Genomic DNA, 26,068 nt, shown 5'->3' with positions numbered 1-26,068 from the left:
TTTTCATCGCGAAATTTTGAAAGGCCCGCTAATTGGCGGGCCTTTTTTTATTAATGCAGATTGCGTAATGGCCCCATCAAAGCTGCCGCAATCGCCTGATGGGCAGCTGGGCCAATCATGTGCTCTGCCATTGGTTGTTGCAGTGTGCCGAACAACATGTCCTCAATCTCGTCAGACTGGCCGCACACATGGGTTTTGACGTCGACAATATGCGCGCAGGGTTTGCCAACGGTTTTGATCATTTGATCCGTTACGCCGACATTAGCGCTGTCCATATGATGCGCGCCCAGTTCTCCTCGAAGGACGTGTAGGCGCAAGAGGATCACCGGAATTTCCAGGTCTTGAAGAAATTTACCGATCTTCCGAACCCAGTTTCGGCGCAATTCGTCCAGTACAACTTCGATTCGTGGGTCGCGAACCTTTTGCAGGCAGCTCATCAGGTGGCGCACGAAATGAACCTCGGTGAAGTCGATTTCGGGAAACAGGCTGATCAAATCCTTCGTTGGCGCCAGAAATCGGTCATTGCGCCTGGAATGAACGCGATAGAAATGGTTGGACTGTCCAAGAAGCCCTGGCGCCTGCATGACGCACAGATCTGCGCCTCTTAGCAAATCGCATAACCCCCTGTCATCGCACAGCGCATCGACGCCGCTGAACAGGCATCCAAAGTTCAGAACGCGTCTTTCAAGCCCGTCTTCGAGAATAGCTGAGAATGGTCGGTCGACGAATCGCCCAAATGTCTCATCCCCGCCGACGCAGGCCGCGTAAGGTTGATCCAGAACACGCCGAGCGCCACGAAACCACAGCCGCGATCCGTCATATTGGCATACCTCATGCCCAGGTCCCCCCGAGCCTGTTTGATAATAGCTCATATCACTCACCCATTTTTCACACGGTTGCCATCTTGCAGCCGCAAGTCTTGAGAAAATCCTAATGTGCGCATTTGAAGCAAAATCGATCGGTCTGATCCCCTTGCCGCCCGCCCCGATCTGCCGATACTGTCGCCATATCCCGAGACACAAAGGCACCTGAACATGGATGTAAAATCGGTCGGAGTGATTGGCGCAGGTCAGATGGGCAATGGCATTGCTCATGTTCTGGCGCTGGCAGAGTATGACGTTCTGCTGAACGATGTCTCGCAGGACGCGCTGGACAGCGCCGTGGCGACGATTGAAGGCAATCTGGCCCGACAGGCATCAAAAGGCAAAATCTCGGACGAAATGATGCAAGCCACGCTGAGCCGGATCAACACGACGTTGGAGCTGCCCCAGTTGGGTCAGACCGATCTGGTGATCGAAGCCGCAACCGAGCGGGAAGCAATCAAACAGGCGATTTTCGAAGACCTGCAGCCGCATCTTCTGCCCCATACGATTCTGACATCCAATACGTCCTCAATCTCGATTACCCGCCTGGCCAGCCGAACGGATCGGCCGGAACGCTTTATGGGGTTCCATTTCATGAACCCGGTGCCCGTGATGCAGCTGGTCGAGCTGATCCGGGGGATTGCCACGGATGAAGAGACGTTCAAATCGTGTAAGGCGGTTGTGGACCGGCTTGGCAAAACCGCAGCAAGCGCGGAAGACTTCCCAGCCTTCATCGTGAACCGCATTCTGATGCCGATGATCAATGAGGCTGTCTACACCCTCTACGAAGGGGTCGGCAGCGTGCAGTCGATTGACCAATCGATGCGGCTGGGTGCAAACCACCCGATGGGGCCACTGGAACTGGCTGATTTCATCGGGCTGGACACTTGCCTGGCGATCATGAACGTGTTGCATGACGGATTGGCAGACACCAAGTACCGGCCTTGTCCACTGTTGACGAAATACGTCGAAGCCGGCTGGTTGGGCCGCAAGACCGAACGCGGGTTTTATGACTACAGAGGTGAAACTCCGGTCCCAACGCGCTAGAGGGGCCAGCCCCCTCGACCGGCTTTCATCCGGGTTCACCCCCGGGATTTTTTCAGCCAGATGAAGAGCGGATCAGGGATTGCGTGATTTACCAAGCGCCATTGTGCGCTTTCTTAGCCACGCCATGAAACCGCGCGGATCACTTTCCAACAGCTTCATTTCCTCGTCCGAAATCGGTTCGCCAATCACCGGAGATTGCGGTTTGTTGCAAGAGCGGACGATCTCATGCAACAGCAGCCCCTGCCGTAAGATCGGCGACAGCTTGTTGGCAATCTGATAGGCGCGCGAATTGCTGCCGGGGAAGAAAATCGGAACCACCTGCGCGCCAGATCGGCGGATCATCTTGGCGGTAAACACATTCCATTCCTGCTCTTGCGCAGGACCGAACCAGTCGTCCGAGGACATCACCACACCTGACGGGAACAGAGCAACAACGCCACCTTCCTTCAGGTGTTCCATCGCCTTGCCGCGCATCTCAAGCATTTTGGTTTGCGCTTCGGGGTCGTGTGGAAAGGGAACCGGGATCATGAACGAGGTCGCCGCCTCGTCCAACCCGGTCAGGACAGAACGGGTCAGGATACGATAGTCATTGCGAACCTGTCCGATCAGTTCCGCCAGAATCATACCGTCGACCATGCCATGCGGGTGGTTGGCCACGACAACTACGGGTCCGGTTTTCGGGATATTTGCAAACTGTTCCTTCGGAGTAGTGAGGTTGATGCCCATAACCTCAAGCGCGCCGCCCCAGAACCGCTGGCCGCGATAGTATTCGTTCTTCTTCTCGAACTTGTTGACCATCCGCAGGATAGTCAGCTTACCCGTACACCATTCAATGGCGCGGATGGCTGTAGACGTCCAGACATCGTCGAAGGAGTTCGCGTAGGTCAGGGTTCTGCGATCATAGATTTCGCCCTGATCTTCTGCCCCGTCCACCACCGGGCCTGTCTTGGTCTCGTGCGTCGTTTGCGCCAATTCCTGGTTTTCCCGTTCTTCGTATCGCGACTGGCAGGATCAGAACCCTTCCCCGAACTTTCCGTTCACAAGGGTTTCTAATGCATCCGCCAACGCCTCAGCATCCGGTCCGGACGTCTCGACGTCAATAGTCGTTCCGCGAGACGCTGCCAACATCAAAAGACCCATGATGCTGTCCCCTGATGCAGAAAGCCCGTCTTTGGACACCTCTGCCTGGGCGTCAAACCCCTCGACCACTTCGACCAGCTTAGCCGAGGCGCGGGCGTGCAGGCCTTTTTCATTGATTATTTTCAAGCTTCGGTTGGTCATTCTTAATCAATCCGGTCTTAATCCAACGTCACGTTTTGGGCATTGATATACTTGCGTCCAGCCTCCATAGCCCGCCGAACCGCATCCCCGATCGGCAGGTGGCGACTTTTGGCCAATTTTATCAGCATAGGCAGATTTGCACCGTAGAGGATACGGCGGTCCTGCGGGGTGCAGGCCTTCAGACTCAGATTCGACGGGCTGCCGCCAAACAGATCCGTGACAACAACCACGCCGTCGCCGACATCCACACCGTCAGCGGCGGTGCAGATTTCCGACTGCTTGGCTTCCCGGTCGTGGTCAGCCTCGATCGAGATTGCGGCCAGGCCCGGTTGCTTTCCGACAACATGCTGCATTGCGGCCAGATATTCCTGAGCCAGCCCGCCATGTGCTACGAGTACGATCCCGATCAATCCGGCCTCTCATTCAACGATCGACGTTCCATTTCGCGGTGCCTAATTGCCACTTGCTGCCCCTCCTGTGCAAGGGCCTTTGCGACCGCTTCTGCGGTTGCGACCGATCTGTGTTGCCCTCCGGTACACCCGAAGGCCACGGATAGGTGCGCTTTACCTTCGGCGCGATATGCCGGTAGCAGTGTTTGCAACAGATCGACAACGCGGTCGAAGAACGGTGCATAGTTTTCGTCTGACTGAACATAGCGCGCGACATCCGGGTTTCGACCGTCTTCCGCGCGCAATTCCGGACGCCAATAGGGGTTGGCCAGAAACCTGCAGTCAAAAACCATGTCCAACCCATGCGGCAAGCCGCGTTTGTACGAAAAGGACTCGATGGATACCGCCAGATGTCGGCCGCCTTCTGGAGCGAACCAATGCTCGACCTCCTTGCGCAACTGGTGAACGTTGATCTGGCTGGTGTCGATCAGAATGTCGGCAATTTCACGGATCGGGGCCAACAGCTCTTTTTCCTGCAGCACACCGGCTTCAGGACCTGCGTTGGCCGCAACGGGATGGCGTCTTCGGGTTTCCGAGAACCGCTGCAGCAGCACTTCGTTTCGGCAATCAAGATAGAGAACCGTAAGCTCGACCTGCTCGGTCCGCCGCAGCCGCATAACAAGATCAATGAACCCAATGGTCGAGAAATCGCGATTTCGGGCATCGATGCCCAATGCCATGGGCCGATCGTTTTCCGGACCGTCCAACAAGCGCATCAAAAGGCCCATCGGCAAATTGTCGATGGCCTCGAACCCCAAATCTTCAAGCACACGGATCGCCGTCGTCCGCCCAGCGCCCGAAGGACCGGTGATCAAAACGATCCGCCGCTGTTGTTTCATTTGCTGGGCCATTCCGGGTTTACGCGCCCCATTTTCATCAGTTGCATCAATGCTGAAGCCAAATTGGGAACGCCGCTACCGCGAAGCAAGGGGATTGTTTGCCTCAGGGCTCGGATCGAGATCGGATCTGGCAAACGTGCTTCTTCCCTTTGGTCCAGATCCACCACATATCGCAAATCCACGGGTCCTACGGGTGGCGCGCGCAACAATCCGATACCGCGGGCCTCAACAACGCCGCGGATATTCGGGGCCGCATCAGCGGTCACTTCACCGCCGCTATTGTGTAAAGCCACGCGGTCATCACCGACAAGTTCGGCACCCAGCGCCATCATCTGCAAGACCAGCGCGGATTTTCCCGCCCCTGCCGCGCCAACAATCAGCAGACCGCGCCCGCCGACAGCCACACAACTGGCGTGGAGTATGGCACTGTCCTGTTCTTCCAAATCATAAATTGACGGGGCGTTCATAATTTACACAGGCAACCCGACAACAAATCGCGCACCCAGCGGGTCCGAGGTGATATCGGCGTCGGTTGGTCGGATGTTCTCAGCCCAGATCACACCACCATGTGCTTCGACAATCTGCTTTGAGATTGCCAGCCCCAGGCCCGAGTTGTTTCCGAAGTGTTCGGCGGGACGCTCGGAATAGAACCTTTTGAAGACCTTGGTCAGGGCTTGTTCAGGAATACCGGGGCCGGTGTCTTCGACCACGACCAGCACCCTGTTTTCGCGCCGTCGGACCCAGACACGGATCGCATCGCTTTCCTCGCAGAACGAGGTGGCATTGGTAATCAGGTTGACAAAAACCTGCGCCAGCCGCGCCTCCAGCCCGTTGATTACGATCGGATTGGGCGGCAGATCCGTTATATAGTCGATGCCCTTTGCCCGCGCATCTTCACCCAGATACTGGCTGATATTGCCAACCAGCTTCACCAGATCAAACGGCTGTTCTTCTTCCTTGACCAGTTCGGCATCCAGACGGGACGCGTTCGAGATATCGCTGACCAAACGGTCCAGACGGCGAACATCATGTTCGATCACACCCATCAGCTTTTCACGTTGGTCATCGCGTTTGACCATTCGTAACGTGCCCACGGCAGACTGAAGGCTGGCCAGAGGGTTCTTGATCTCATGCGCGACATCAGCGGCGAACTGTTCGTTCGCGTCAATTCGGTTATAAAGCGCGGTGACCATACCCCGCAGCGCGCGGCTGAGCAGACCGATTTCATCCGGACGCGCGGTCAGGTCTGGGATGCGGATACGGCCGGGGTTCACTCCGGCGCCCCGGTCCTTACCCAGTTCGGCGGCCGCCGCAAGATCCGCCAACGGGTTTGCGATGGTAGAGGCGAGAACAAGGCTAAGTCCGATCGACACAAGAAGCGCGACAACAAACATCTGAAGGATGCGCTCCTGCTCGCGACGGGCGAGGGCGTCAATCTCTCCGGATGGCCCGGCCATGGCAACGGCCCCTACCGCGACGCCATCTTGCAGGATCGGGGCGGCTGCAACAATGACCGTTTCGCCAAAGTCATCCTTGACGGCCTGCACCTGCATCTGCCCCTGCAGCGCGCCGGGAACTATGGTCTGAACCCGTTGCGCCAGAGTAGGCGCTTCGCTGGGTTCTGTGGAGGTGAACACGCGCGACAAACCCGTCCACACGGCGTTCAAGGCGTCGCTGATCAAGGTACTGCCGGTCTGAACCTCGGACTCGGACGCTAGCAGCGCCTGCTCGGATGCTGCGCCACGCGCCCATCCAATCAGAGTTCCCCGTTCGTCATAGACAAAGACCTCGCCCCCTTGGGGCAATGTGAGGCCCTCCAGCGTGTCCTTTACGTCCAGTGTGCCGGCATCCTGTGACAGGCCGGATGCTGTCTGGCGCAACTGTGCTTCGAACACGTTGCTGACCAACTGCGCATCCCCGATCAGATTGCGCGCGGTCTGCTGAACCTGCTCATCACGGGAATCGTCCAGATACAGCAACCCTGTGACAAGGATCACCAAGGCGATCAGGTTGAGCGTGATGATCTTGCGCGCAAGCGGCGAGCCGCGCATTGCAAAGAAGCCGCGGCGGCGGCGCGCGTGCCGAAGTTCGGCTGACTCGGGATCCTGCGGGATGACCCAATCATCCCCCAGAACGACATCACCGTCCCGCAATTCGCTGGCTTGTTCCGTATCGCGCACGAGACTTGGTTACCCCTAGTATTTGGCCACGCCTATTCTTCGTTGTACCTGTACCCAATTCCGTACAGTGTTTCGATCGCCGAAAACTCGGGATCTGCGGCGCGCATTTTCTTGCGCAGCCGCTTGATGTGGCTGTCGATCGTACGGTCGTCTACATAGACCTGATCATCATAGGCCACATCCATCAGCTGATCGCGGCTTTTGACAAAGCCCGGTCGCTGAGCCAACGCTTGCAACAACAGAAACTCGGTGACGGTCAAAGATACGTCCGAGCCCTTCCAGCTGACCGCATGGCGCAGAGGATCCATCCGCAGATCGCCGCGTTCCATAACCTTGGCGTCACCTGTGTTGGCGGTTGCCACATCGCCAGTTGTCGCCTCTTGCCGGCGCAGCAGCGCGCGGATGCGTTCAACCAGAAGACGCTGGGAAAAGGGTTTCTTGACGTAGTCGTCCGCGCCCATGCGCAGGCCAAGAACCTCATCTATTTCGTCATCTTTGGAGGTAAGGAATATCACCGGCATCTGAGTTTTCTGCCGCAGCCGCTGCAACAGATCCATCCCATCCATCCGCGGCATCTTAATATCCAGAACAGCCATATCAGGCAGTTTCTTGTTGAAAGCGTCCAGCGCCGCCTGCCCATCATTATAAGTTTCAACCTCGAACCCTTCGGCTTCGAGTGTCATGGATACGGACGTCAGAATATTTCTGTCGTCGTCCACCAATGCAATCTTCGACATCGGGTTAACCCCTATTCCTGCTCACTCACGCAATAATTCGCTTATTAGTAGGGCATCTTTGTCGTTTTTATGGCCGCGAATCAATCCGTATCTGCGAATCGTGAGATTGTTGTCACACAGATGCGGCAAAAAAGCCGTTAATGCGCGCGGAAAAGCGCCTTGTTTTCCGACAGGAAATTAGTGGTGGCGCTAAACTTTAACTTGGTTGCGCTAACTGCGCCAAACCGTCCTGTTCATGCCCCAAACGACCATGTTAAGACCCGCTTATCCGCCGGTTTTTCCCGGTATACTGCCCCAAGTGCGCCCCCCGGCCCAACCGCCGACGCGCCGCCACAGGAGAAGAAACGCATGACATCTGGACGGGTTAACCCGCAATTCCGCCTCGAAGATCAGGGCATCGAGGGTCTGGGCAATGTCTATTACAACTTCATGGAACCGGCGCTGATCGAAGAAGCGCTGAAGCGCGGCGAAGGCACTCTTGGCAATGGCGGCGCATTCCTGGTCACCACCGGCAAATTCACCGGCCGTTCGCCCAAGGACAAACACGTCGTCAAAACCGACAGTGTTGCCGACACAATCTGGTGGGAAAACAACGCCGCGATGACCCCCGAAGGGTTTGACGCGCTGTATGCCGATATGATCGAGCATATGAAGGGCCGTGACTACTTTGTGCAGGATCTTGTCGGCGGCGCCGATCCCGCCTATTCGATCAATGTGCGCATGGTCACCGAACTGGCATGGCACAACCTGTTCATCCGCCACTTGCTGCGCCGTCCGGATCGCGAAGATCTGGAAGAGTTCATTGCAGATTTCACCGTCATCAACTGCCCCAGCTTCCAGGCCGACCCGGCCAACCATGGCTGCCACAGTGAGACCGTGATTGCGCTGAACTTCGACCGCAAGCTGATCTTGATTGGCGGCACCGAGTACGCGGGGGAGAACAAAAAGTCTGTCTTCACCCTGCTGAACTACATGCTGCCCGAAAAAGGCGTTATGCCGATGCATTGCTCGGCCAACCACGCCGTTGGCAACCCTGTCGACACCGCGGTGTTCTTTGGCCTGTCCGGCACTGGCAAGACCACCCTGTCGGCAGACCCTGCCCGCACGTTGATCGGCGATGACGAGCATGGCTGGTCGGATCGCGGCACCTTCAACTTCGAAGGCGGTTGCTATGCCAAGACCATCAATCTGAATGCTGAAGCCGAGCCGGAAATCTATGCGACAACCAGCAAATTCGGCACTGTGATAGAGAACATGGTCTTTGACCCCGAAACCAAGGAGCTGGATTTCGAGGATGACTCACTGACCGCGAACATGCGCTGCGCCTATCCGCTGGAGTATATCTCGAACGCCTCGAGCAGCGCGCTGGGTGGGCACCCCAAGAACATCATCATGCTGACCTGTGATGCATTTGGTGTTCTGCCTCCGATCGCGCGATTGACACCGGCACAAGCGATGTATCACTTCCTGTCTGGCTTCACGTCGAAAGTTGCAGGAACCGAGCGTGGCGTCACCGAGCCTCAGCCCACGTTCTCAACCTGCTTTGGCGCGCCCTTCATGCCGCGTCGCCCGGAAGAGTACGGCAACCTGCTGCGCGACAAGATCGCTCAACACGGTGCAACTTGCTGGCTGGTGAACACCGGCTGGACCGGCGGCGCCTATGGCGTTGGCAGCCGGATGCCGATCCGCGCAACCCGCGCACTGCTGACCGCGGCGCTGGAAGGTTCGTTGCGCGACGCCGAGTTCCGTAAGGATGCTAATTTCGGCTTTGACGTCCCGGTCTCGGTTCCCGGCGTTGCCGAAGTTCTGCTGGATCCGCGCCGCACTTGGGATGATCAGGCAGCATTTGACAAGCAGGCTGAAAAACTGGTGCAGATGTTTGCCGAGAACTTCGAGCAGTATCTGCCCTTTATTGACGATGACATCAAAGCCGTCGCAATCGGTTGATATCAAAGGGGGCGGTTTTCGCCCCCTTCCTCTTCCCACAGGCGAGTAACTTCGCGGTAATCTTCTTGTGGTTGTATAATGCACCTTGCATATACAAATTCATTGCCCGCTGCAGCAGATTGCAGTACTCCACTGTGTCATTATGACGTAAAAGCCCGGCGCTTTCGCACCGGGCAGGAAGTAAAAAGACCTTGGGGACACTCAATGAGCGCGCACTCACATTCGCGATTTGAGCAACCTAATCAGATATCTAGTGTAATCCATCGGGGATGGGTGTCAACATGAGACGTGCTGAAAAAATTCAGTTTCGGCGAGTTTCTAACTTTCGCTTTAGCGCGAAAGGCGACAGGGAAAACGACAGGTAAACAAATGACGGAAATCTCGAAACTGACCGAACTTCGCAAATTGATGCAGAGTATGGAACGGACCCTTGGACTGGAACAACTCTCTCCGGTTGAGCGTGACATTTACTACGCGGCCGAGGAACTGTCGAAAGCCGATCAGGAAGTCCGCACATTCGGTTTGATCGAGCACACCCTTGTTCAGAGCGTCTCGCGTCCGACATTCTTCCGCGCGCTGAAATCTCTGGTCCAAAAAGGCTATCTGTCCCAAAGCGGCAATGCCAACCGGGGGCGGTATATCGTACATGCGCCCAGGTGACACCGCCAACCTGCGTGTTGATGGCTAATAATCGTGCGCAGATGGGCCTCTGACACTTTCTTCGCCTCACTGGCTTACATAGTTGCATCATTCCTCACCTTTGAGGTCTTGATGCCGCTGCAAAACGTGTTCTTTCCGGAATACCCAAGCCGGGCCAGCCTGCTGTTCCTGCCTCACGGGGTAAGGGTCCTGGCAGCGTGGTTACTGGGGTGGCGCGCGATTTTCGCATTGTTGCCGGGTGTCTTTGCAGTTTTCGCATTTCTGGGGGGTGCGGATGTCTTTTTGCCCAGCCGCTTGTTGGCAATTGTCATCGCGGTCACAACGGTTCCCACCGTGTTCTACTTGCTCAAGTGGGCAGGTTGGGACTTGTTCCCCAGACCCGATCGCAAACCCTGCTGGTTGTGCGTCATGGGTGTCGGCGTGATCACGTCGTTCTTGGCATCCGCTATGACAAACATGAGTTTTGGCAGCGCAGGGGTAGAGTACATCGCCTTTCTGATCGGCGATATCTCAGGGCTGTTTTTCCTGATGCTGGGGCTTTACTTCGCGTTTCGGTATATGGACCGCAGAACTTAACCCATCAGACCGCGGCGCAGCAGGTTCAATCCAGCGGCCAACAGCACAACCAAAGTTACTTTGCGAAACAACGCCTGATCGATTCTCGATTGCAACTGCATACCCACCCACATCCCGATCACTGCTGGAGCGATCAGAGCAGCCGAGAACGGCGCCGTGTCGGCCCGCAGGATACCTGATCCCATATGGGCGACCATCAAGGCAATTGCGCCCAGCCCATAGATAACCCCCTGTACCCGCATTTGCACGGCTTTCGGTGTGTTCAGGGCCGTCAGGTACGCCACCGTTGGCGGCCCCCAAATACCAGACATACCGCCCACAAATCCTGCGACGGCCCCAATGAGAACCTCAACACGGGCCGATGGTTCTTTCAGCACCAGCTTTACACCCAGGACCTGGATCAAGGCAAAGAAGGTGATTGGAACGCCGATCATCAACAGGAAGGTCGATGTCGGCACCAAAGTGACCAGCTTGGCTCCGGCCAGAAGGAACACCAAGCCCACAATCAGAAATATACGAAACTCCCTGACCGACGACACGGCCGCGGAAACACCCTGTCCCAAAGCCTGAAAGACATTAGTTACCAGTGTCGGAAGGATCAGACCCGCGATGGCCAACTCGGGCGGCAGAAAGACACTCAACCCTGAAACCATAACCATCGGCATGGCAAAACCGACGATACCTTTGACCCACCCTGCCAGAAACGCAACGCTCAGAGCCAGCAGAAGATCCTGTGGAGGTAATAAAGAAAACAATGTCATGGCCCCCTGATATCATTCCTGACGGGCGCTGCACTGCAAAAACGTTCGAGAAATATTAGAACTTTTTCGCAACGTAATACGTATTTTTGTTGCGCTGCACGTGCAGCATGATATGACCAGACGACACGAGAAAAGGACACGATTCATGGCCCATGACGGACAGGATATGACCCAGATGACAACACCTGCGATTTTGCCCGATCTTCTGACGCTGACCCGTGCGGCCGCACCCGCCGTTGAAACAGTGTTCGAGCGTGCGCGCGAGTCGGTGCGCGGTATGGTTTCCGCCGATGGCCGTGTTTCCGGTGCCTTGATCGAAGCCAATCAAACCGCCGCCCATGGCTTGTCATGGCTGGCCACGTATTCTCAGTCGCTGAAACAGATGCAACGCTGGGCCGAAACGCTGGAGGCCGATGGCAAGTTCGGCGAGATCGAACAATTGCTGCACCAAATCGCCTTTGGCGAATACCTGCACCAGGTTGCAGGCGGCATTCCGATGAACCAGGGCGAGGTTGTCCGCCTTCAGGATATGGGTCTGGGCTGGGACGCGCTTTCCGGTTTTCAGATCCCCGAAATTCAAACACTGATGGCGCAGGCCAATTCTCAGGCCGCCCGCAGCCGTCTGGTCAAGCTGATGGAAGATCAGGCCGGTGCCACCATGTTCGGTGCCTCGGGTCTGGACGAAGAGCTTGAGATGATCCGTGACCAGTTCCGCCGCTATGCGGTCGAAAAGGTCGAACCCTACGCCCATGACTGGCACCTCAAAGATGAACTGATCCCGATGGAAGTCATCGAGGAACTGGCAGAAATGGGTGTCTTTGGCCTGACCATCCCCGAAGAATTCGGCGGGTTCGGCCTGTCCAAAGCCTCGATGTGCGTCGTGTCCGAGGAACTGTCACGCGGCTATATCGGCGTGGGCTCTCTTGGTACGCGCTCCGAAATCGCGGCCGAGCTGATAATCGCGGGCGGCACCGATGAACAAAAAGCCAACTGGCTGCCAAAACTGGCCAGCGCCGAAATTCTGCCGACCGCAGTTTTCACCGAACCAAACACCGGCTCGGATCTGGGCAGCCTGCGTGCACGTGCGGTCAAGAACGCGGACGGTGACTATGAAATCACCGGCAACAAAACCTGGATCACCCACGCGGCGCGGACCCATGTGATGACGCTGCTGGCCCGGACCAACCCGGACACCACCGATCACCGCGGTCTGTCCATGTTCCTTGCGGAGAAGACGCCGGGCACAGATGAGAACCCTTTCCCCACCCCCGGCATGACCGGCGGTGAGATCGAAGTTTTGGGCTATCGCGGCATGAAGGAATACGAGCTGGGCTTTGACGGTTTCAAAGTCAAAGGTGAAAACCTGCTGGGCGGTGAAGAAGGCAAAGGCTTTAAACAGCTTATGGAAACCTTCGAAAGCGCACGCATTCAAACCGCTGCCCGCGCCATTGGGGTCGCCCAAAGCGCGTTGGATATCGCGATGCAATACGCGCAGGATCGTAAGCAATTTGGCAAGTCGCTGATCAACTTCCCCCGCGTGTCCGGCAAACTGGCCATGATGGCGGTCGAAATCATGATCGCACGTCAGCTGACATATTTCTCGGCCTGGGAAAAAGACCACGGTCATCGCTGCGACCTTGAGGCCGGTATGGCCAAGCTGCTTGGCGCTCGTGTGGCCTGGGCTGCGGCTGACAACGGCCTGCAGATCCATGGCGGCAACGGGTTCGCTCTGGAATACAAAATCAGCCGCGTTCTGTGTGACGCGCGCATTCTAAATATTTTTGAAGGGGCTGCCGAAATTCAGGCACAGGTTATTGCACGGCGTTTGCTGGGCTAACCGGAATTAGGCATCCCGTTTCCCCAACTAGACCCGGCCTTGCGCCGGGTCATTTTCTTTATTCCGTACCCCAGTTTGAAATTCATGCCATCCGATCTGTGACCAGATAGAGACCTTTTCTGATCCTTGACCGAAAAAACTTCCCCCTTTGCTTTTTGTTGAAACCCCTTTAGGGCACGCTGCGACCCAGACCGGGCCCAAGGATGGTGATGACAGAATGACCCGACTATTATTTGCGCTTTGGGCGACCGTTGCAGCCCTGATACTGGGCGGATGCGCCACAACCCAACCTGTGGCGGGCTACACCGAGATGGACGAGCTGGCACTGGCGATCGAAAACCTTGGCCCCCAAGTCGATCCCGCCGAGGCGCAAAAGGCCGCCAACATCGCCTACACCTATTCGCAGCAACTGAAGCGGGATTGGAACGTCACAGACCCGGCGATTATCCACAACGCCAAGGTCATCAACGGGTTCCGGGAAAAGGGGTTGTGCAACGACTGGGCGCAGGCGATGAGCCGCCGCCTGCGGAAGGAAAACTTCCGCACTTTGGACATCCACTGGGCCACCTCGCCGCCAACCGCATTCCGGATCATCCACCACTCGGCAGCAATAAGCGCCAAGGGCGATACGATGAAGGACGGCATCATCCTCGACCCATGGCGCAACAGCGGTGCGTTGTTTTGGGATCAGGTAAGCGAGGACACCAGATACAACTGGAGGCCACGCCTGGACGTTCGCGAAGAACTTATCAGCGGCGAGATCCCGTACTGAGCTGGCTTCGCCGGTTCCCTCGGCACCAGTAAGAAAGTAAGACACCCGTATGATACGCCTGATCCTGACACTGCCCCTGATTGCCCTGTTTCAGTGCGACAGGGACGAATCCGTTGCGGCCTATGGCGCTGCAGACCAGACTTGGGTGCTGCAGGAAATTGACGGGCAGCCTTTCGAGGCCAGTGCCATGTTGCAGTTCCCCGAAGAGGGCAAGATCACGGGTAACGCCCCGTGCAACAGCTATAGCGGCACCCTGAACGCGCCCTACCCCTGGTTCGAGATTATGGACCTAACCGCAACACGCGCGGCCTGTGCCGGACTTGAGGCCGAAGGCTTCTATTTCGCTGCGCTGATTGCGATGACGCAGTCCGAAGTATCAGGCGACCTGCTGATACTGCGCAATGATGACGGGCACGAGATGGTGTTCAAAGCCGCCGAGTGAACTGATCCACAAATCTTGCCCGCGCATCAGGCAAGGGGTTATGCCCCAGGGACGGGGCTAGATGGTGCTCCAGAAAGTAACCGGTGGTTTTAAACCCTGCGGCAATCTCAGCGTCCGGTGCTTGACCTTCACCGCGCAGACAGGGTGGCAGGGGCAACAGCTTATCTGCCCATTCACCGGCACCCTTGGCACTGACGGCACGGCCGGTCTTGGGTGAAACATAGACCAACCCATCAGCCGCCCCGGTCACAGCACAGGCCGACAGGTCCAGGCCAAAGCCCAGTTCGTCAAGCAACGCCAATTCCCAGCGCAGATAAGCCAGCGGCCAGATTTCGTCTTGCCCCAGCAGATCCAACAACTGTTCGGTCCGTTTGTAGATTGCAGGATGCGGTTCACGTTCTGGCAGGCAAAAGGACAACAGCGCAACGGACGCGTTCAATCCTGCCAACGCCATCCGACCCGAAAACGCCGCTGCTGCGCGTGAACGCAAAGGTTCAACCTGAAATGTGCCAAGATGCTCTTCCAACCGCGCGCGCCACAAAACATCCAGTTGCGCGCCGGGTTGCAGGATCGGAGCGATCTTGCGGCTGGTGCCACCGCGTACGACGCCAGCATGACGACCGTGGCCTTCGGTGAAGACCTCGATTATCGCCGCTGTCTCGCCATGGCCGCGAGAGGTCAGAAGTATGCCGTGATCACGCCAGTCCAATTGGGCCTCGCACTGTTTGCCTTGCTCAACTTGACCCGGCATTGCGGGAAGCCGCAACCGCGAATACTTGACTCGCGGGCATTCCTACACTTAATTAACAATATTGTTAAACAAGAGGCCAGATCATGCGAGGCATCACAATCTCATACCGTTATGACGGTGATGAAGCCGAATGGCAGACCACTATCCGCACCTTTATCGAGGCGATCGACGCCGATCCTGAGGCGGCCGGAAAATTCACCTACCAGGTTGCGGTCGCTGATGACGGAAAGTCCCGGGTTCATTGGGGCCGCTGGGACAGCGCTGAGACATTGGCCCACGTGCAGTCGCAACCCTATTTTCAGGCCTTCGCACCCAAAGTAAAGCAATTCGCCGGTGAGACATTGACCACCACCGGGCACGATATCACGCTTAAAAGCAGCGGTTGGTGACGTCTTAGCACCGGACTGTGGCGGCCGGTCAAAACGTTAAACCGGCGTGGATCAGGATGCCCAGAACCATCAGGAGGTTCAGCACCATCGATATACCGTTGCCCAAATAGATGGGCAACTTGCCGACCACCAGCCCGTAGGCGAACCAAAGGAATGACAGCGCAGCATAGAGCGACCAAGACAGCAGAGACTGGCCGGTCGCGTGTTGCGAATGCGTGAAGTACAGCTTGATCAGCTGCGGCAACGTGGCAAAAGGGCCGACAACGCCAATGAAGACCATGAAGCCCTCAAACCGCTGCATCCAATGCCCAAATTCTGATTTTTCAAGCTTTTCAGCGAGTGTTTCGGCCACACACACCCCCATAATTTGTTCAAACGGTACGGCGATCCTCACCGACATGGTATAGGGTAAAATAAACGTTTTGACCCGAGTGACCAAGACCCGTTGAACCGCGGGCTAGTCCAACCCCTCTTCACCCAACAGATGTCGGCCTTGCCGGTCTTCGACTTCAATCACCCAGAGGTCCGGATCAAAACTGCGTTGCCGGGTGATGGCGTCGTCAACCTCTGCTTCGGCGCCGGAGGAAAGCTCGACCCATCTACGTTCGCCGCTCATCAGATCAAAGCTGCGTTGGAACGCCACGGCGTGCCCGTCCAGAGTGTTCAATTTGACAAGCACTGCACCCGCCGTATCGTCGCCATGGGCTACGACAAACGCCGGGATTTCCTGAAAACGCAGCCGCGCCAGATAGGCGTGGACCCAGAAATCAGCCGTCAGGCGAGTCATGCATTACCGTCTTTGAAATCCAGACCCATTTCCGAGTAACGCTCGGATTCCTCGAGCCAGTTCGGACGCACTTTGACCTGCAGGAACAGATGTATCTTGCGGTCCAGGAACTCTTCCAGCTCGGCCCGCGCGGCCTGACTGACCGCTTTGATCGTCTCGCCCTTTTTGCCCAACACGATGCCCTTGTGTCCATCGCGCATGACATAGATGATCTGGTCGATCTTGGCAGAGCCGTCTTTTCGCTCTTCCCAGTTTTCGGTCTCGACCGTCAGCTGATAGGGCAGTTCCTGATGCAGGCGCAGGGTAAGTTTCTCGCGCGTCATTTCGGCCGCAATCATGCGCAGGGGCAGATCGGCGATCTGATCTTCAGGATACAGCCACGGGCTTTCGGGCAATTCCGCAGCCAGCCATTTGCGCAGGTCGTCAACGCCATAGCCCTTTTCAGCGGAAATCATGAAGGTTTCGGAAAACGGGTAGCGTGCGTTCAAGTCACTTGTCAGGGCCAGCAGAACCTCAGATTGGACCTTATCGATCTTGTTGATCGCCAGCGCAATCTTTCGGCCCTGCCCAATCTCCTCCAAGCCCTCCAGGATGCGCTCGACCCCTTCGGTGATGCCGCGATGCGCCTCGATCATCAGCACGACGACATCTGCATCCGCTGCCCCGCCCCAGGCCGCGGCAACCATGGCGCGATCCAAACGACGACGCGGTTTGAACAGGCCGGGTGTGTCGACAAAGACCAGCTGCGCATCGCCTTCCATTGCCACGCCGCGGATACGGGCGCGGGTGGTTTGCACCTTATGCGTCACGATCGAAACCTTGGCCCCGACCATGCGGTTCAGCAGTGTGGATTTGCCTGCGTTGGGCTCTCCGATCAGGGCGATAAATCCGGCGCGTGTGGTCATGTGTCTGGCGTTCCTGGTTGCAAGTGCGCACCCCTATAGCAGAAAGGCCGCGCGGGCCAGAGGGATTTGTCGCATTGCGGCCATGCAAAATCGGTGGCACGCCTAACCCAAGCCGCGCCAAATCCAGCCAGGCAACCATCGGAAAATGAGGCAAGACATGAAACGTCGCGAGTTTCTTTTGGGCAGCGGGGCCGCTGCCGGCGCGCTGGGTCTGGGCGGTTTCGGGTTGGCGCAAGGCACGCCGGAGATGACCATTCAACCAGCAAGCTTTGCCCTGCGGGATACGGTGACGACCGGAATGGTCAGCCTGTCCTCTAACGCACCGCCGCCGGTATTGTACGGCAAGCAAGGGGAAGTGATGCGGCTGCCCGTGCGCAATACCCTGTCGGAATACACGGTAATGCACTGGCACGGGATGCGGATCGCGAACAACATGGACGGGGTGCCTTACCTGACCCAAATGCCATTGGGTGAAGGTGAGGCCTTCAACTATGAATTCACTCCGCCGGATGCAGGCACCTACTGGTATCATCCACATTGCATGACGATGGAGCAGATGGCCCACGGCCTGACGGGCGTCATGGTCATTGCCGAACCCGAAAACCCCGGTTTTGACAGCGAACAGGTGATCAACCTGCGCGATTTTCGGCTGGACGATGATGGTGCGTTTTTACCCGCCTATACCCAGCGCGGCGCCGCACGGGCCGGGACCTTTGGCAATGTCCACACTGCCAATTGGCTGCAAGGGCCTATCTACGATCACGCCGCAGGCAGTCTGGTGCGACTGCGGGTGGTGAATACGGACACAACGCGCATCTACAAATTACATCTTGAGGGTGGCGATGCGCGGATCATCGCGTGGGATGGCCATCCGCTTGAGATTAACATCCCGATGCCCAACACTGATGAGCCACTTCTTGTCGGGCCCGGTCAGCGTGTGGAATTTGCCGTAGCAATGCCCGGCGACGAGGGGCGCAGCGTTGCGCTGATGGCAAAACTGCCCGGTCAGCCGCACAGACCTACGGCACAGCTGCGCGCAATCGGGCCATCGGCATCGCGGGACCTGCAAGAGTTGCGCCCTCTGCCCGTCAACCCGGTCGCAAAACCCGATCTGACCAACGCCGAGCTGCACGAGTTTGTTTTTGGTTGGACCCCCGAAGGAGGTCAGCCCAACAATGGATTCTGCGGCTCGCTGGGGTATAACTTCTGGTCCATCAATCGCAAACCATGGCCCGGTGACGCGGCAAAGGCTGTCGGTCCGCTCGCAACGCTGGAAATGGGCAAAACCTATGTCTTGCGACTGCGAAATGAATCCCCGAACCTGCACCCGATCCACCTGCACGGGCTGGCGTTTGTCCCGCTACGGTCGAACCTGCGACAACTGCCGCCCCTGATGACCGACACGATGCTGCTGCTGAAGGACGAGGTGGCCGAGATCGCTCTGGTCGCCGATAACCCGGGCGACTGGGCATTTCACTGTCATGTCATAGAGCACCAGAAGACCGGGCTGACAGGATTTATCCGAGTGGTATGAGGGGCGCACTAGACGCCCCCTTTTGACTCATCCGTTCTGACGTTCGATCAGGCGCAGAACGGCAACCATGACGATCCCGTAAAAAACATGCCCGATCAACGCGACCCAGGTGATCGCCGAGAAGTTCAGGAAAGTCGGCAATCCGGACAAGGTGGTGATCCCGCCCAGGGCAAAAACCCAAAGGCCAAACCCATAGATGGCCGAGGCGACGAACATATGAACCGGGCCAAGGACCTTAACCCAGATCGGCTTGAAGATCAGAAACCACCCCATCGGGTAGGCAATCAGACCCACAAGGTAGAAATGCACGAAGAAACCAAGGAAGGCATTGCTGGGCAAGCCGAGACTGGCCAGCAGGCTTTGGGCCAGTCCTTCGGGCGACAGATTGGCCCAGCCGATGCCGGGGCTGACAACCTGCCCCCAGAAATCGAAGGCGATCGTAGCGATAAAACCGGCGATGAACAAAAAGCCGATATTCACGGTGGTCAGTTTTGCGTTTTGCATGGAAATGCCTCAACTTATTGTATCCGTTTCGCTTTGCTCACTTGTTCTTAGACATGCGCCAAAGCGGATGATGTTCAGATACGACTGTGACCCGAGGTCTGCCATAGGCCTCAAGTTAGATTGAGAATTGTGACATGTTCGGGCTGTCGAGGGTTGCTATTTCAACTGATCCAGCAGCGCCTTTGCGGCAGCTTGTTCCGCCTGACGTTTCGACCCTGCCGTTGCTTGCGCTTCGGTTCCGTCCTGCAACCGAGCCGCAATAGTAAACACCGGGGCGTGATCGGGGCCGCTGCGCTTGACCTCGACGTAACCGGGCGGCTTTTGCCCGCGCGCCTGCGCCCATTCCTGAAGCGAGGTTTTGGCGTCGCGCGCATCCGCTTCAACGTTGTGGACACGATCTCCCCACAGTCGCAGGATGACGTCGCGGGCTGCCTCAAACCCAGCATCGCGATAGATTGCGGCGATTACAGCCTCCATCGCATCACCCAGCAGGGCCTGTTTGCGGCGCCCGCCTGACAGCATCTCGGACCGGCCCAGTTTCAGCACCACGCCAAGATCGATCTGCCGGGCCACATCGGCGCAGGCCTCTTTGCGGACCAACGCGTTGAACCGAGGGGCCAACTGCCCTTCCGATGCTTTTTTGTCGGCCTCTAACAGCGCGGTGGCCATGACAAGACCCAAAACCCGATCGCCCAGAAACTCCAACCGCTGATTGTCGGGTCGTGTCGAGGACGAGACCGATCCATGGGTCAGGGCGCGCACCAGCAGTTCAGGGTTGGCGAATTCATACCCCAGACGCTGCTGGAACGCCTTTATCTCGGTCGAAAGCTTCAATTGACCGCCTTGAAGAAGCGATCCCCGCGCCATGTCCAGAAGAACAGCATCGACCGGCCCGCGGATGAGAAAAGGATGCGATCAGCCCGCCCGATCAGGTCTTCGTAAGGCACATAGCCAACGCCGCCTGCGGATTGCGGCACGCGGCTGTCGCTGGAGTTGTCGCGGTTGTCCCCCATGAAGAAGTAATGGCCTTCGGGAACCGTGTAGATGCCGGTATTGTCAGCCGCCTGGTTGCCGATGTTCAGCACTTCGTAAGACACACCGTTTGGCAGTGTTTCGATCATACGCAATTTTTCGCAGACACCGCCAAAGCCGACAGGACCGTTTTCGCAGCGTGGGCGCAAACCTTGCGAGCCTTGTGGTTCGGCGACTTCGGTGAATACACCATCAGGTTCTTGTTGCACTGGCGTACCGTTCAGAATGATCTGACCATCCCGCACTTGAATACGGTCCCCGGGCAGACCGATCAGACGTTTGATGTAATCGCGGCCGCTGACCGGGTGGCGGAAAACAATGACGTCACCGCGTTCGGGGTCGCCGCCCCAGATACGAGTGTTTTCATCGCTCTGCATCCAGCCGCAGAGATCTTCGGCGTCAACATTCAGGCCGACGCTTGGGATGATCAGGCTGGGGCAAGACGCGTAGGAATAACCGTAAGACATTTTGTTGACGAACAGGAAATCCCCGATCAACAAGGTGGGCTTCATCGAACCCGACGGAATCCAGAACGGCTGAAACAGGATCGTGCGGAAGACGCCCGCGATCAGCAGGGCATAGACGATGGTTTTGATCGTCTCCCAAACGGCGTTACCTGTTTTGGCTTCCTCGGCCATACTGCTCTCCGGTCGTTTATTCGTTGGGGTGCTACATGCGGGTCGGTTGGGGGCAAGTCAAGACTGCGCAGGCGCATCGTGAAGCGGACGCGCCTCGATCACCACGAATGCCTGTGCCCAAGGGTGATCGTCGGTCAGGGTGACGTGGATAATCGCCTCATACCCTTCGGGCGTCATCTCTTTCAGCCGATCTGCCGCCCACCCCGTGACATGCATCACAGGCTGACCCGTGCGCAGATTGGTCACCGACATGTCCTTCCAGGCGATGCCCATGGCCAAACCGGTGCCCAGCGCCTTGGAGCAAGCCTCTTTCGCGGCCCAGCGTTTGGCGTATGTTCCCGCAACATCAGCGCGACGTTCCGCTTTGCTCTGTTCGATTTCGGTGAAGACACGATTGCGGAATCGATCTCCGAACCGGTCCAATGTGCCCTGAATGCGGTCGATATTTGCAAGATCTGTGCCGATGCCGAGTATCATGACAGCCGCACAGTCAAAATCTTGTAACTCGCGACCCCAAAGAACCCGGCAAAGGCGAAGTCGAACCACCGGCGAGCGCGGCGGTAGGCCTGCACCATACGCTCAGAGGAAAAGAGGAAGGCGTAGCCGATGAAGATCAACAACGATCCGGCGTAAAGCATGGCGAAACAGCCCAGCAACATCGAAAGGCTGGCATCATTCGGGGCGACGATGGCATAGATCGAGCCCCAGCTCAGAATCGCCTTGGGGTTGGTCAGGTGGATAGTTGCGCCCTTTGCAAAGATTGTGCGTAGTAAGCCGGTCACCGGGTTGCCGATAGCAACCTCATCAGACGTCAGTGCTCGGCGCAGCGCTTTGAACGCCAACCAACCCAGATAGGCCACACCAACATAGCGGATGACCTCGAACACCCAGACATTGGCCAGCATGATTGCTGATAGGCCCAGCGTTGCGGCGATGCCCCAAGCGGCAGAACCAGCGCAAATGCCCAAAGCAAACACCAGACCAGCGCGGCGACCTTCGTTCATTGCCGTTCCGGCAATCCCCATTGTTGCAGGCCCCGGAGAGCCACCGGCCATCAGCCAGGCAAACCAGATCGCAACAAATCCGGGTGTGATCATCCGCGCGCCTCATCCATTAGACGCCGCATCTCGGCCATGGCAGGTGTGAGGCCGCGAAAGATGGCCTCGCCAATAAGGAAATGGCCGATATTCAGCTCGCGCACTTCTGGGAACGCCGCAATTGGTTGTACGGTGTCATAGGTCAGGCCGTGGCCCGCGTGGACCTCAAGGCCCAGTGAATGGGCAAATGCAGACATTTCGCGCAGGGCTTCCAACTCACTGTTGGCCTTGTCCGCGTGGCCTTCGGCCATGGCATCGCAATATGCACCGGTGTGCAGCTCGATCACTTCGGCGCCGATACGGTGCGCGGCCTCGATCTGGCGCTGATCAGCAGCGATAAAGATCGACACACGACACCCGGCATCGCGCAGCGGCGCGATAAAATGAGCCAGCTTGTTTTCCTCGCGCGCGACCTCCAGCCCGCCTTCGGTGGTGCGTTCTTCGCGCTTTTCAGGGACGATACAAACGGCATGCGGCTTATGGCGCAAAGCAATTTTCTGCATCTCAGGCGTCGCAGCCATCTCAAAGTTCAACGGCACCGACAGGACCTCCATCAGGCCATCGATATCGGCGTCCGAGATATGGCGACGGTCTTCGCGCAGATGCGCGGTAATCCCGTCAGCCCCAGCCTCTTCTGCCAACTTGGCGGCACGCAGCGGATCAGGATAGGCCCCGCCCCGCGCGTTGCGAACCGTGGCCACGTGGTCGATATTCACGCCAAGACGCAGGTGGTTGTCAGACATCGCTCGAATCCTTCTTAAGGCCTTGATCTGAACCTAGGGCATTCATCAATGGAACGGCAGGCTTTGTTTCGGCCAAGCGTTTGATTTCGTCAAACTTTGCCTTGATCTTGTCGCGACGGCGTTGCTGATAGGTGCGGATCAGCGGCAAACTGAGATAGGAGCAGATTACACCCGCCAGAATGCCCGGAAGAACGCCGCCAATCATGTAGGGAAAGAACACTTCGTTATAGAAGATGCTGAGCCCATGCCAGTCCGCGACACGGTCGGTGAACATGGCAATAAAATTGTTCTTCAGATCACCCATTGCATCTGTGAACTTGCCCATCAGCCCATGTGTATCACCCTTGTGGAATTTGGTTCCCAGCAGGAAATGCCCGGTCTGCAGGCAAACCACGCCGATTGGCACATAGGTGAGTGGGTTGCCGAAGAATGTTCCACTCAGAGCCGCCAGAATATTGCCGTTCAGCAGGCGCGCCACCACGGCAGCGACAAGAAAATGCAATCCGTAGAACGGAGTGAATGAGGCAAAGACGCCTGCCCCGATGCCACGCGCAATGCGCTCGGGGGAATCCGGCAGCCTACGAACACGATGCTTGACGTAGTGAAAGGCCCGCGTCCATCCACCACGGGGATAGACGAATTCAGACGCGATCTGGACAGGCGAGCGTCGGTCTCGGCGCTTAAATACCACTCCTGATCACCCCTTCTCAGCCAGCCGCAACTGCGGTTTTTGCCCTGTCCCGATACCGCTCCACAGCCGCCACGTCGCTTTCGGCCTCGAGCATCAGCATGAGCGAATGCAGCTGCTCCAGGTCACGCAGTTCGACATTGATCAGCAAGCGGTAAAAATCCGGTTTGCGGTCGACGAATTCGAGGTTCGAGATATTGGCCTTTTTCTCGCCGATCAACGTGCAAATGCGTCCCAGAACACCGGCATCGTTGCCAATGGTCATATCCAGCGTCGCACCATAGACAGCCGGGTGCGTTCCCGAGTGCCAGTGCAAATCGACCCAACGATCGGGCTCACTTTCGAACTCGGACAGGCGGTCGCAGTCGATGGCATGCACGACAACGCCTTTACCACGATAGGTGATGCCGACGATGCGTTCACCCGGCAAAGGCTGGCAACAGGGGGCGCGGTCGAATTTCTGTCCCGGCTCAAGGCCGATCACCGCGCGGCGTGGGGAAATGGCATCCCCTTCATCCTGAGTCAGTTCAGGATACACAGCGCTGACCACATCATGGGCTGTCAGCTCGGCACTGCCGAGACGCGCCAACAATTCGTGACGATCCTTCAGACGCAGGTGTTTTGCGGCTGTATCCAAGGCCTTCTCTGTGGCCTTTCGACCAACATGTTCAAACCCAGAACGCGCAAGTTCCTTGCCCAGCTTAATAAACCGCTCGCGGTCGACCTCACGCAGCGCCCGCCGGATCGCGGTGCGGGCCTTGCCTGTCACTGCAATCTCAAGCCACGTAACCTGAGGCGTCTGACCGTCAGCGGTGATCACATCCACCGACTGACCGTTCTTGATCCGTGTCCACAATGGCACGCGGATACCGTCCACCTTGGCGCCAACGCAGGCATGGCCAATACGGGTGTGGATGGCATAGGCGAAATCAATCGGCGTGGCCCCGCGCGGTAGCTTGACCACGTCACCTTTGGGCGTGAAGCAAAACACTTGGTCCGAGTACATTTCCAGTTTGACCGCTTCGAGGAAATCCTCGTGATCCTCCTCGCTGTCGAACTGTTCAGTCAGGTTTGCAATCCACTTCGCCGGATCAACGGCAAAAGGGTTTTCCGAGCGGACACCGTCGCGGTACGACCAATGCGCCGCAACGCCGGTTTCAGCCACATCATGCATCTGACGGGTGCGGATCTGAACCTCGACCCGTTTCCCGTCGCGCCCCGAAACTGTAGTGTGGATCGAGCGATAGCCGTTTGATTTCGGCTGACTGATGTAATCCTTGAACCGTCCCGGCACCGCGCGCCAGCGCTGGTGAATGGCACCCAGCGTGCGATAACAATCTTCCTCGGACCGGGTGATGATGCGGAAACCATATATGTCGGACAGGCGCGAAAAGCCCTGATCCTTTTCCTGCATCTTGCGCCAGATCGAGTAAGGCTTTTTGGCACGCCCAAACACTTCGGCCTCGATGCCCGCCTTTTCCAGCTCGTGCCGCATGTCGCCAGTGATCCGGTGGATCACGTCGCCGGTTTCGCGCTGCAAGGTGATAAAGCGGCGAATGATCGACTGGCGACCTTCGGAATTCAGAACGCGGAAAGCAAGATCCTCAAGCTCTTCGCGCATCCACTGCATACCCATGCGACCTGCGAGCGGCGCATAAATATCCATCGTCTCGCGTGCCTTCTGCACCTGCTTTTCCGGGCGCATTGCCTTGATCGTGCGCATGTTGTGCAGACGGTCAGCGAGCTTGACCAGAATAACCCGCAGATCCTTGGACATGGCCATGAACAGCTTACGAAAGTTCTCGGCCTGTTTGGTTTCGCGGCTGGACAGTTGCAGGTTGGTCAGTTTGGTGACGCCGTCGACCAGCTTGGCAACCTCTTCCCCGAACAGTTCGGACACTTTGCCATAATTGGCTTTGGTGTCTTCGATCGTGTCATGCAGCAACGCTGTAATGATCGTCGCATCATCCAGGCGCTGTTCGGTCAGGATGGCGGCCACGGCAACGGGATGTGTGAAATAGGGTTCGCCTGAATGGCGGAACTGACCGTCATGCATCTGCTTTCCGAACTCATAGGCCCGGGCGATGCGGTCAGCATTTGTCTTGGGGTTGTAGTTGCGGACCAGCGCAATCAAGTCGTCTGCAGAAATCATCCGGTCCGCACCTTCATCTTTGGGGCTTACCCCTGGCCTTGAGCCTCCATCAGAGCGCGCAGCAGCTTCTCTTCCGACATATCGTCATCGGCCGGTTTGTCCGATTCCGCACCCATCAGCAGAGCCATCTGATCTTCTTCCGGCTCATCGACCTCAATCTGGGTCTGGTTGGCCTCGATCAGGCGCTCGCGCAGTTCATCCGCGCTTTGGGTTTCGTCCGCAATCTCACGCAGCGACACGACGGGATTCTTGTCATTGTCACGGTCGACGGTGATCGGGCCGCCGGCAGAAATCTCGCGCGCACGATGGGCGGCAAGCATCACCAGTTCAAACCGGTTAGGAACCTTGTCTACGCAATCTTCAACCGTCACGCGGGCCATGGGGCGCTCTCCGTTACTGAATCCATGTCAGGAAGAGGTTTATCTAAGGGCGAATCCCCGCCTTGACAAGCAAGAAA

31 protein-coding genes are annotated in these 26,068 nt (G+C 57.3%); 9 read left to right on the top strand and 22 right to left on the bottom strand.

The features are described 5' to 3' along the window. Positions 1 to 50: 50 nt before the first annotated feature. A complete protein-coding gene (locus AC2FJF_RS21315; protein WP_496727083.1) occupies positions 51 to 872 on the bottom strand; it encodes a DUF6473 family protein in 822 nt (273 codons plus the stop codon). 162 nt (positions 873 to 1,034) lie between these two features. On the opposite strand from AC2FJF_RS21315, the gene AC2FJF_RS21310 reads away from it, so the two are divergent. Next, positions 1,035 to 1,910: a 3-hydroxybutyryl-CoA dehydrogenase gene (locus tag AC2FJF_RS21310; protein ID WP_058273257.1), complete on the top strand. Its 876-nt coding sequence runs from the start codon at positions 1,035 to 1,037 to the stop codon at positions 1,908 to 1,910. Between the two features lie 72 nt (positions 1,911 to 1,982). Here the strand turns inward: AC2FJF_RS21310 and AC2FJF_RS21305 are convergent, their stop codons facing one another. From AC2FJF_RS21305 to AC2FJF_RS21275, 7 genes are read right to left on the bottom strand one after another with little or no spacing between them, the layout of a single operon-like run. Beyond that, complete coding sequence (locus AC2FJF_RS21305) at positions 1,983 to 2,882, bottom strand: lysophospholipid acyltransferase family protein (RefSeq protein WP_496727082.1); 900 nt, start codon at positions 2,880 to 2,882, stop codon at positions 1,983 to 1,985. Between the two features lie 39 nt (positions 2,883 to 2,921). After that, positions 2,922 to 3,191 (bottom strand): HPr family phosphocarrier protein, encoded by a 270-nt coding sequence (locus tag AC2FJF_RS21300; RefSeq protein WP_058273259.1) that lies wholly within the window; start codon positions 3,189 to 3,191, stop codon positions 2,922 to 2,924. Between the two features lie 17 nt (positions 3,192 to 3,208). Then, the gene (locus AC2FJF_RS21295) at positions 3,209 to 3,601 is read right to left on the bottom strand and encodes a PTS sugar transporter subunit IIA (protein WP_170561187.1); all 393 of its coding nucleotides are present in this window, start codon (positions 3,599 to 3,601) and stop codon (positions 3,209 to 3,211) included. Next, the gene (gene rapZ, locus AC2FJF_RS21290) at positions 3,598 to 4,479 is read right to left on the bottom strand and encodes an RNase adapter RapZ (RefSeq protein ID WP_496727081.1); all 882 of its coding nucleotides are present in this window, start codon (positions 4,477 to 4,479) and stop codon (positions 3,598 to 3,600) included. Before rapZ ends, AC2FJF_RS21295 begins: the two co-directional genes overlap by 4 nt. Continuing rightward, positions 4,476 to 4,946, bottom strand: a complete 471-nt coding sequence (locus AC2FJF_RS21285; RefSeq protein ID WP_496727079.1) for an HPr kinase/phosphorylase — start codon at positions 4,944 to 4,946, stop codon at positions 4,476 to 4,478. The genes rapZ and AC2FJF_RS21285 overlap by 4 nt, the downstream gene beginning before the upstream one ends. A 3-nt stretch (positions 4,947 to 4,949) precedes the next feature. Further along, a complete protein-coding gene (locus tag AC2FJF_RS21280; RefSeq protein WP_496727078.1) occupies positions 4,950 to 6,659 on the bottom strand; it encodes a sensor histidine kinase in 1,710 nt (569 codons plus the stop codon). A 32-nt stretch (positions 6,660 to 6,691) separates the two neighbouring features. Then, positions 6,692 to 7,396: a response regulator transcription factor gene (locus AC2FJF_RS21275; protein ID WP_496727077.1), complete on the bottom strand. Its 705-nt coding sequence runs from the start codon at positions 7,394 to 7,396 to the stop codon at positions 6,692 to 6,694. A 348-nt stretch (positions 7,397 to 7,744) separates the two neighbouring features. On the opposite strand from AC2FJF_RS21275, the gene AC2FJF_RS21270 reads away from it, so the two are divergent. The 3 genes from AC2FJF_RS21270 to AC2FJF_RS21260 all read left to right on the top strand — a co-directional run bounded on the left by AC2FJF_RS21270 (position 7,745) and on the right by AC2FJF_RS21260 (position 10,579). Next, complete coding sequence (locus tag AC2FJF_RS21270; protein WP_496727076.1) at positions 7,745 to 9,343, top strand: phosphoenolpyruvate carboxykinase; 1,599 nt, start codon at positions 7,745 to 7,747, stop codon at positions 9,341 to 9,343. 369 nt (positions 9,344 to 9,712) lie between these two features. After that, entirely contained in the window at positions 9,713 to 10,003 is a 291-nt protein-coding gene (locus tag AC2FJF_RS21265; protein WP_058273655.1) for a hypothetical protein, read from the top strand. Positions 10,004 to 10,114: 111 nt separating this feature from the next. Continuing rightward, positions 10,115 to 10,579 (top strand): hypothetical protein, encoded by a 465-nt coding sequence (locus tag AC2FJF_RS21260; RefSeq protein ID WP_496727075.1) that lies wholly within the window; start codon positions 10,115 to 10,117, stop codon positions 10,577 to 10,579. On the opposite strand, the gene AC2FJF_RS21255 is transcribed toward AC2FJF_RS21260, so the two are convergent. Then, positions 10,576 to 11,340: a sulfite exporter TauE/SafE family protein gene (locus AC2FJF_RS21255; RefSeq protein WP_496727074.1), complete on the bottom strand. Its 765-nt coding sequence runs from the start codon at positions 11,338 to 11,340 to the stop codon at positions 10,576 to 10,578. The two genes, AC2FJF_RS21260 and AC2FJF_RS21255, sit on opposite strands and share 4 nt — an antisense overlap. A gap of 145 nt (positions 11,341 to 11,485) precedes the next feature. Here AC2FJF_RS21255 and AC2FJF_RS21250 point away from each other — a divergent pair, with 145 nt between their 5' ends. The 3 genes from AC2FJF_RS21250 to AC2FJF_RS21240 all read left to right on the top strand — a co-directional run bounded on the left by AC2FJF_RS21250 (position 11,486) and on the right by AC2FJF_RS21240 (position 14,391). After that, positions 11,486 to 13,177 carry an acyl-CoA dehydrogenase family protein gene (locus AC2FJF_RS21250; RefSeq protein WP_496727073.1) on the top strand — a complete coding sequence of 564 codons (1,692 nt, stop codon included), beginning with the start codon at positions 11,486 to 11,488 and terminating at the stop codon, positions 13,175 to 13,177. A gap of 217 nt (positions 13,178 to 13,394) precedes the next feature. Further along, positions 13,395 to 13,949, top strand: a complete 555-nt coding sequence (locus AC2FJF_RS21245) for a hypothetical protein (RefSeq protein WP_496727072.1) — start codon at positions 13,395 to 13,397, stop codon at positions 13,947 to 13,949. Positions 13,950 to 13,998: 49 nt separating this feature from the next. Beyond that, entirely contained in the window at positions 13,999 to 14,391 is a 393-nt protein-coding gene (locus AC2FJF_RS21240) for an META domain-containing protein (protein WP_496727071.1), read from the top strand. Here the strand turns inward: AC2FJF_RS21240 and recO are convergent. After that, positions 14,375 to 15,100, bottom strand: a complete 726-nt coding sequence (recO, locus tag AC2FJF_RS21235) for a DNA repair protein RecO (protein WP_496727095.1) — start codon at positions 15,098 to 15,100, stop codon at positions 14,375 to 14,377. The genes AC2FJF_RS21240 and recO overlap by 17 nt on opposite strands. Before the next feature lie 125 nt (positions 15,101 to 15,225). On the opposite strand from recO, the gene AC2FJF_RS21230 reads away from it, so the two are divergent. Then, positions 15,226 to 15,531 (top strand): hypothetical protein, encoded by a 306-nt coding sequence (locus AC2FJF_RS21230; RefSeq protein WP_496727070.1) that lies wholly within the window; start codon positions 15,226 to 15,228, stop codon positions 15,529 to 15,531. A 28-nt stretch (positions 15,532 to 15,559) separates the two neighbouring features. On the opposite strand, the gene AC2FJF_RS21225 is transcribed toward AC2FJF_RS21230, so the two are convergent. The 3 genes from AC2FJF_RS21225 to era form a co-directional block, all read right to left on the bottom strand. Next, entirely contained in the window at positions 15,560 to 15,883 is a 324-nt protein-coding gene (locus AC2FJF_RS21225) for a SemiSWEET transporter (RefSeq protein WP_496727069.1), read from the bottom strand. Positions 15,884 to 15,988: 105 nt separating this feature from the next. Further along, on the bottom strand, positions 15,989 to 16,318 hold the full coding sequence (locus AC2FJF_RS21220) for a DUF1491 family protein (RefSeq protein WP_496727068.1): 330 nt from the start codon (positions 16,316 to 16,318) through the stop codon (positions 15,989 to 15,991). Continuing rightward, a complete protein-coding gene (era, locus tag AC2FJF_RS21215) occupies positions 16,315 to 17,223 on the bottom strand; it encodes a GTPase Era (RefSeq protein ID WP_496727067.1) in 909 nt (302 codons plus the stop codon). Before era ends, AC2FJF_RS21220 begins: the two co-directional genes overlap by 4 nt. Before the next feature lie 157 nt (positions 17,224 to 17,380). On the opposite strand from era, the gene AC2FJF_RS21210 reads away from it, so the two are divergent. Beyond that, positions 17,381 to 18,757 (top strand): multicopper oxidase family protein, encoded by a 1,377-nt coding sequence (locus tag AC2FJF_RS21210; RefSeq protein ID WP_496727066.1) that lies wholly within the window; start codon positions 17,381 to 17,383, stop codon positions 18,755 to 18,757. A 27-nt stretch (positions 18,758 to 18,784) separates the two neighbouring features. Here AC2FJF_RS21210 and AC2FJF_RS21205 read toward each other — a convergent pair whose 3' ends face one another. The 9 genes from AC2FJF_RS21205 to rpoZ form a co-directional block, all read right to left on the bottom strand. Further along, positions 18,785 to 19,261 carry a hypothetical protein gene (locus tag AC2FJF_RS21205; protein ID WP_496727065.1) on the bottom strand — a complete coding sequence of 159 codons (477 nt, stop codon included), beginning with the start codon at positions 19,259 to 19,261 and terminating at the stop codon, positions 18,785 to 18,787. A gap of 156 nt (positions 19,262 to 19,417) precedes the next feature. Then, complete coding sequence (gene rnc, locus AC2FJF_RS21200) at positions 19,418 to 20,095, bottom strand: ribonuclease III (RefSeq protein WP_496727064.1); 678 nt, start codon at positions 20,093 to 20,095, stop codon at positions 19,418 to 19,420. Then, the gene (lepB, locus tag AC2FJF_RS21195) at positions 20,092 to 20,931 is read right to left on the bottom strand and encodes a signal peptidase I (RefSeq protein ID WP_496727063.1); all 840 of its coding nucleotides are present in this window, start codon (positions 20,929 to 20,931) and stop codon (positions 20,092 to 20,094) included. The genes rnc and lepB overlap by 4 nt, the downstream gene beginning before the upstream one ends. Before the next feature lie 57 nt (positions 20,932 to 20,988). Next, positions 20,989 to 21,408 (bottom strand): holo-ACP synthase, encoded by a 420-nt coding sequence (gene acpS / locus AC2FJF_RS21190; RefSeq protein WP_496727062.1) that lies wholly within the window; start codon positions 21,406 to 21,408, stop codon positions 20,989 to 20,991. Then, complete coding sequence (locus tag AC2FJF_RS21185) at positions 21,405 to 22,028, bottom strand: LysE family translocator (RefSeq protein WP_496727061.1); 624 nt, start codon at positions 22,026 to 22,028, stop codon at positions 21,405 to 21,407. The genes acpS and AC2FJF_RS21185 overlap by 4 nt, the downstream gene beginning before the upstream one ends. Further along, entirely contained in the window at positions 22,025 to 22,771 is a 747-nt protein-coding gene (locus AC2FJF_RS21180; protein ID WP_496727060.1) for a pyridoxine 5'-phosphate synthase, read from the bottom strand. Before AC2FJF_RS21180 ends, AC2FJF_RS21185 begins: the two co-directional genes overlap by 4 nt. Next, positions 22,764 to 23,462: a DUF2062 domain-containing protein gene (locus AC2FJF_RS21175; RefSeq protein ID WP_058273282.1), complete on the bottom strand. Its 699-nt coding sequence runs from the start codon at positions 23,460 to 23,462 to the stop codon at positions 22,764 to 22,766. Before AC2FJF_RS21175 ends, AC2FJF_RS21180 begins: the two co-directional genes overlap by 8 nt. Before the next feature lie 16 nt (positions 23,463 to 23,478). Further along, the gene (locus AC2FJF_RS21170) at positions 23,479 to 25,611 is read right to left on the bottom strand and encodes a RelA/SpoT family protein (protein WP_170561209.1); all 2,133 of its coding nucleotides are present in this window, start codon (positions 25,609 to 25,611) and stop codon (positions 23,479 to 23,481) included. Positions 25,612 to 25,637: 26 nt separating this feature from the next. Continuing rightward, positions 25,638 to 25,991: a DNA-directed RNA polymerase subunit omega gene (gene rpoZ / locus AC2FJF_RS21165; protein ID WP_010437681.1), complete on the bottom strand. Its 354-nt coding sequence runs from the start codon at positions 25,989 to 25,991 to the stop codon at positions 25,638 to 25,640. Between the last annotated feature and the right edge of the window lie 77 nt (positions 25,992 to 26,068).

It is taken from the genome of Ruegeria sp. CDSB013, assembly GCF_059611165.1.
Note: the sequence above shows the minus strand (reverse complement) of the source record. Positions and strands in the feature narration are given on the sequence as shown.

Excerpts from the sequence above, each read along its gene's own strand:
- AC2FJF_RS21205 (WP_496727065.1), bottom strand. The coding sequence starts at position 19,261 with ATGCAAAACGCAAAACTGACCACCGTGAATATCGGCTTTTTGTTCATC.
- AC2FJF_RS21240 (WP_496727071.1), top strand. The coding sequence starts at position 13,999 with ATGATACGCCTGATCCTGACACTGCCCCTGATTGCCCTGTTTCAGTGC.
- AC2FJF_RS21185 (WP_496727061.1), bottom strand. The coding sequence starts at position 22,028 with ATGATCACACCCGGATTTGTTGCGATCTGGTTTGCCTGGCTGATGGCC.
- acpS (WP_496727062.1), bottom strand. The coding sequence starts at position 21,408 with ATGATACTCGGCATCGGCACAGATCTTGCAAATATCGACCGCATTCAG.
- AC2FJF_RS21285 (WP_496727079.1), bottom strand. The coding sequence starts at position 4,946 with ATGAACGCCCCGTCAATTTATGATTTGGAAGAACAGGACAGTGCCATA.
- lepB (WP_496727063.1), bottom strand. The coding sequence starts at position 20,931 with ATGGCCGAGGAAGCCAAAACAGGTAACGCCGTTTGGGAGACGATCAAA.
- AC2FJF_RS21260 (WP_496727075.1), top strand. The coding sequence starts at position 10,115 with ATGCCGCTGCAAAACGTGTTCTTTCCGGAATACCCAAGCCGGGCCAGC.
- AC2FJF_RS21255 (WP_496727074.1), bottom strand. The coding sequence starts at position 11,340 with ATGACATTGTTTTCTTTATTACCTCCACAGGATCTTCTGCTGGCTCTG.
- AC2FJF_RS21230 (WP_496727070.1), top strand. The coding sequence starts at position 15,226 with ATGCGAGGCATCACAATCTCATACCGTTATGACGGTGATGAAGCCGAA.
- AC2FJF_RS21210 (WP_496727066.1), top strand. The coding sequence starts at position 17,381 with ATGAAACGTCGCGAGTTTCTTTTGGGCAGCGGGGCCGCTGCCGGCGCG.
- AC2FJF_RS21275 (WP_496727077.1), bottom strand. The coding sequence starts at position 7,396 with ATGTCGAAGATTGCATTGGTGGACGACGACAGAAATATTCTGACGTCC.
- era (WP_496727067.1), bottom strand. The coding sequence starts at position 17,223 with ATGACCACACGCGCCGGATTTATCGCCCTGATCGGAGAGCCCAACGCA.
- rpoZ (WP_010437681.1), bottom strand. The coding sequence starts at position 25,991 with ATGGCCCGCGTGACGGTTGAAGATTGCGTAGACAAGGTTCCTAACCGG.
- AC2FJF_RS21250 (WP_496727073.1), top strand. The coding sequence starts at position 11,486 with ATGGCCCATGACGGACAGGATATGACCCAGATGACAACACCTGCGATT.
- AC2FJF_RS21315 (WP_496727083.1), bottom strand. The coding sequence starts at position 872 with ATGAGCTATTATCAAACAGGCTCGGGGGGACCTGGGCATGAGGTATGC.
- AC2FJF_RS21265 (WP_058273655.1), top strand. The coding sequence starts at position 9,713 with ATGACGGAAATCTCGAAACTGACCGAACTTCGCAAATTGATGCAGAGT.
- AC2FJF_RS21300 (WP_058273259.1), bottom strand. The coding sequence starts at position 3,191 with ATGACCAACCGAAGCTTGAAAATAATCAATGAAAAAGGCCTGCACGCC.
- AC2FJF_RS21245 (WP_496727072.1), top strand. The coding sequence starts at position 13,395 with ATGACCCGACTATTATTTGCGCTTTGGGCGACCGTTGCAGCCCTGATA.
- rapZ (WP_496727081.1), bottom strand. The coding sequence starts at position 4,479 with ATGAAACAACAGCGGCGGATCGTTTTGATCACCGGTCCTTCGGGCGCT.
- AC2FJF_RS21170 (WP_170561209.1), bottom strand. The coding sequence starts at position 25,611 with ATGATTTCTGCAGACGACTTGATTGCGCTGGTCCGCAACTACAACCCC.
- AC2FJF_RS21270 (WP_496727076.1), top strand. The coding sequence starts at position 7,745 with ATGACATCTGGACGGGTTAACCCGCAATTCCGCCTCGAAGATCAGGGC.
- AC2FJF_RS21310 (WP_058273257.1), top strand. The coding sequence starts at position 1,035 with ATGGATGTAAAATCGGTCGGAGTGATTGGCGCAGGTCAGATGGGCAAT.
- AC2FJF_RS21180 (WP_496727060.1), bottom strand. The coding sequence starts at position 22,771 with ATGTCTGACAACCACCTGCGTCTTGGCGTGAATATCGACCACGTGGCC.
- AC2FJF_RS21220 (WP_496727068.1), bottom strand. The coding sequence starts at position 16,318 with ATGACTCGCCTGACGGCTGATTTCTGGGTCCACGCCTATCTGGCGCGG.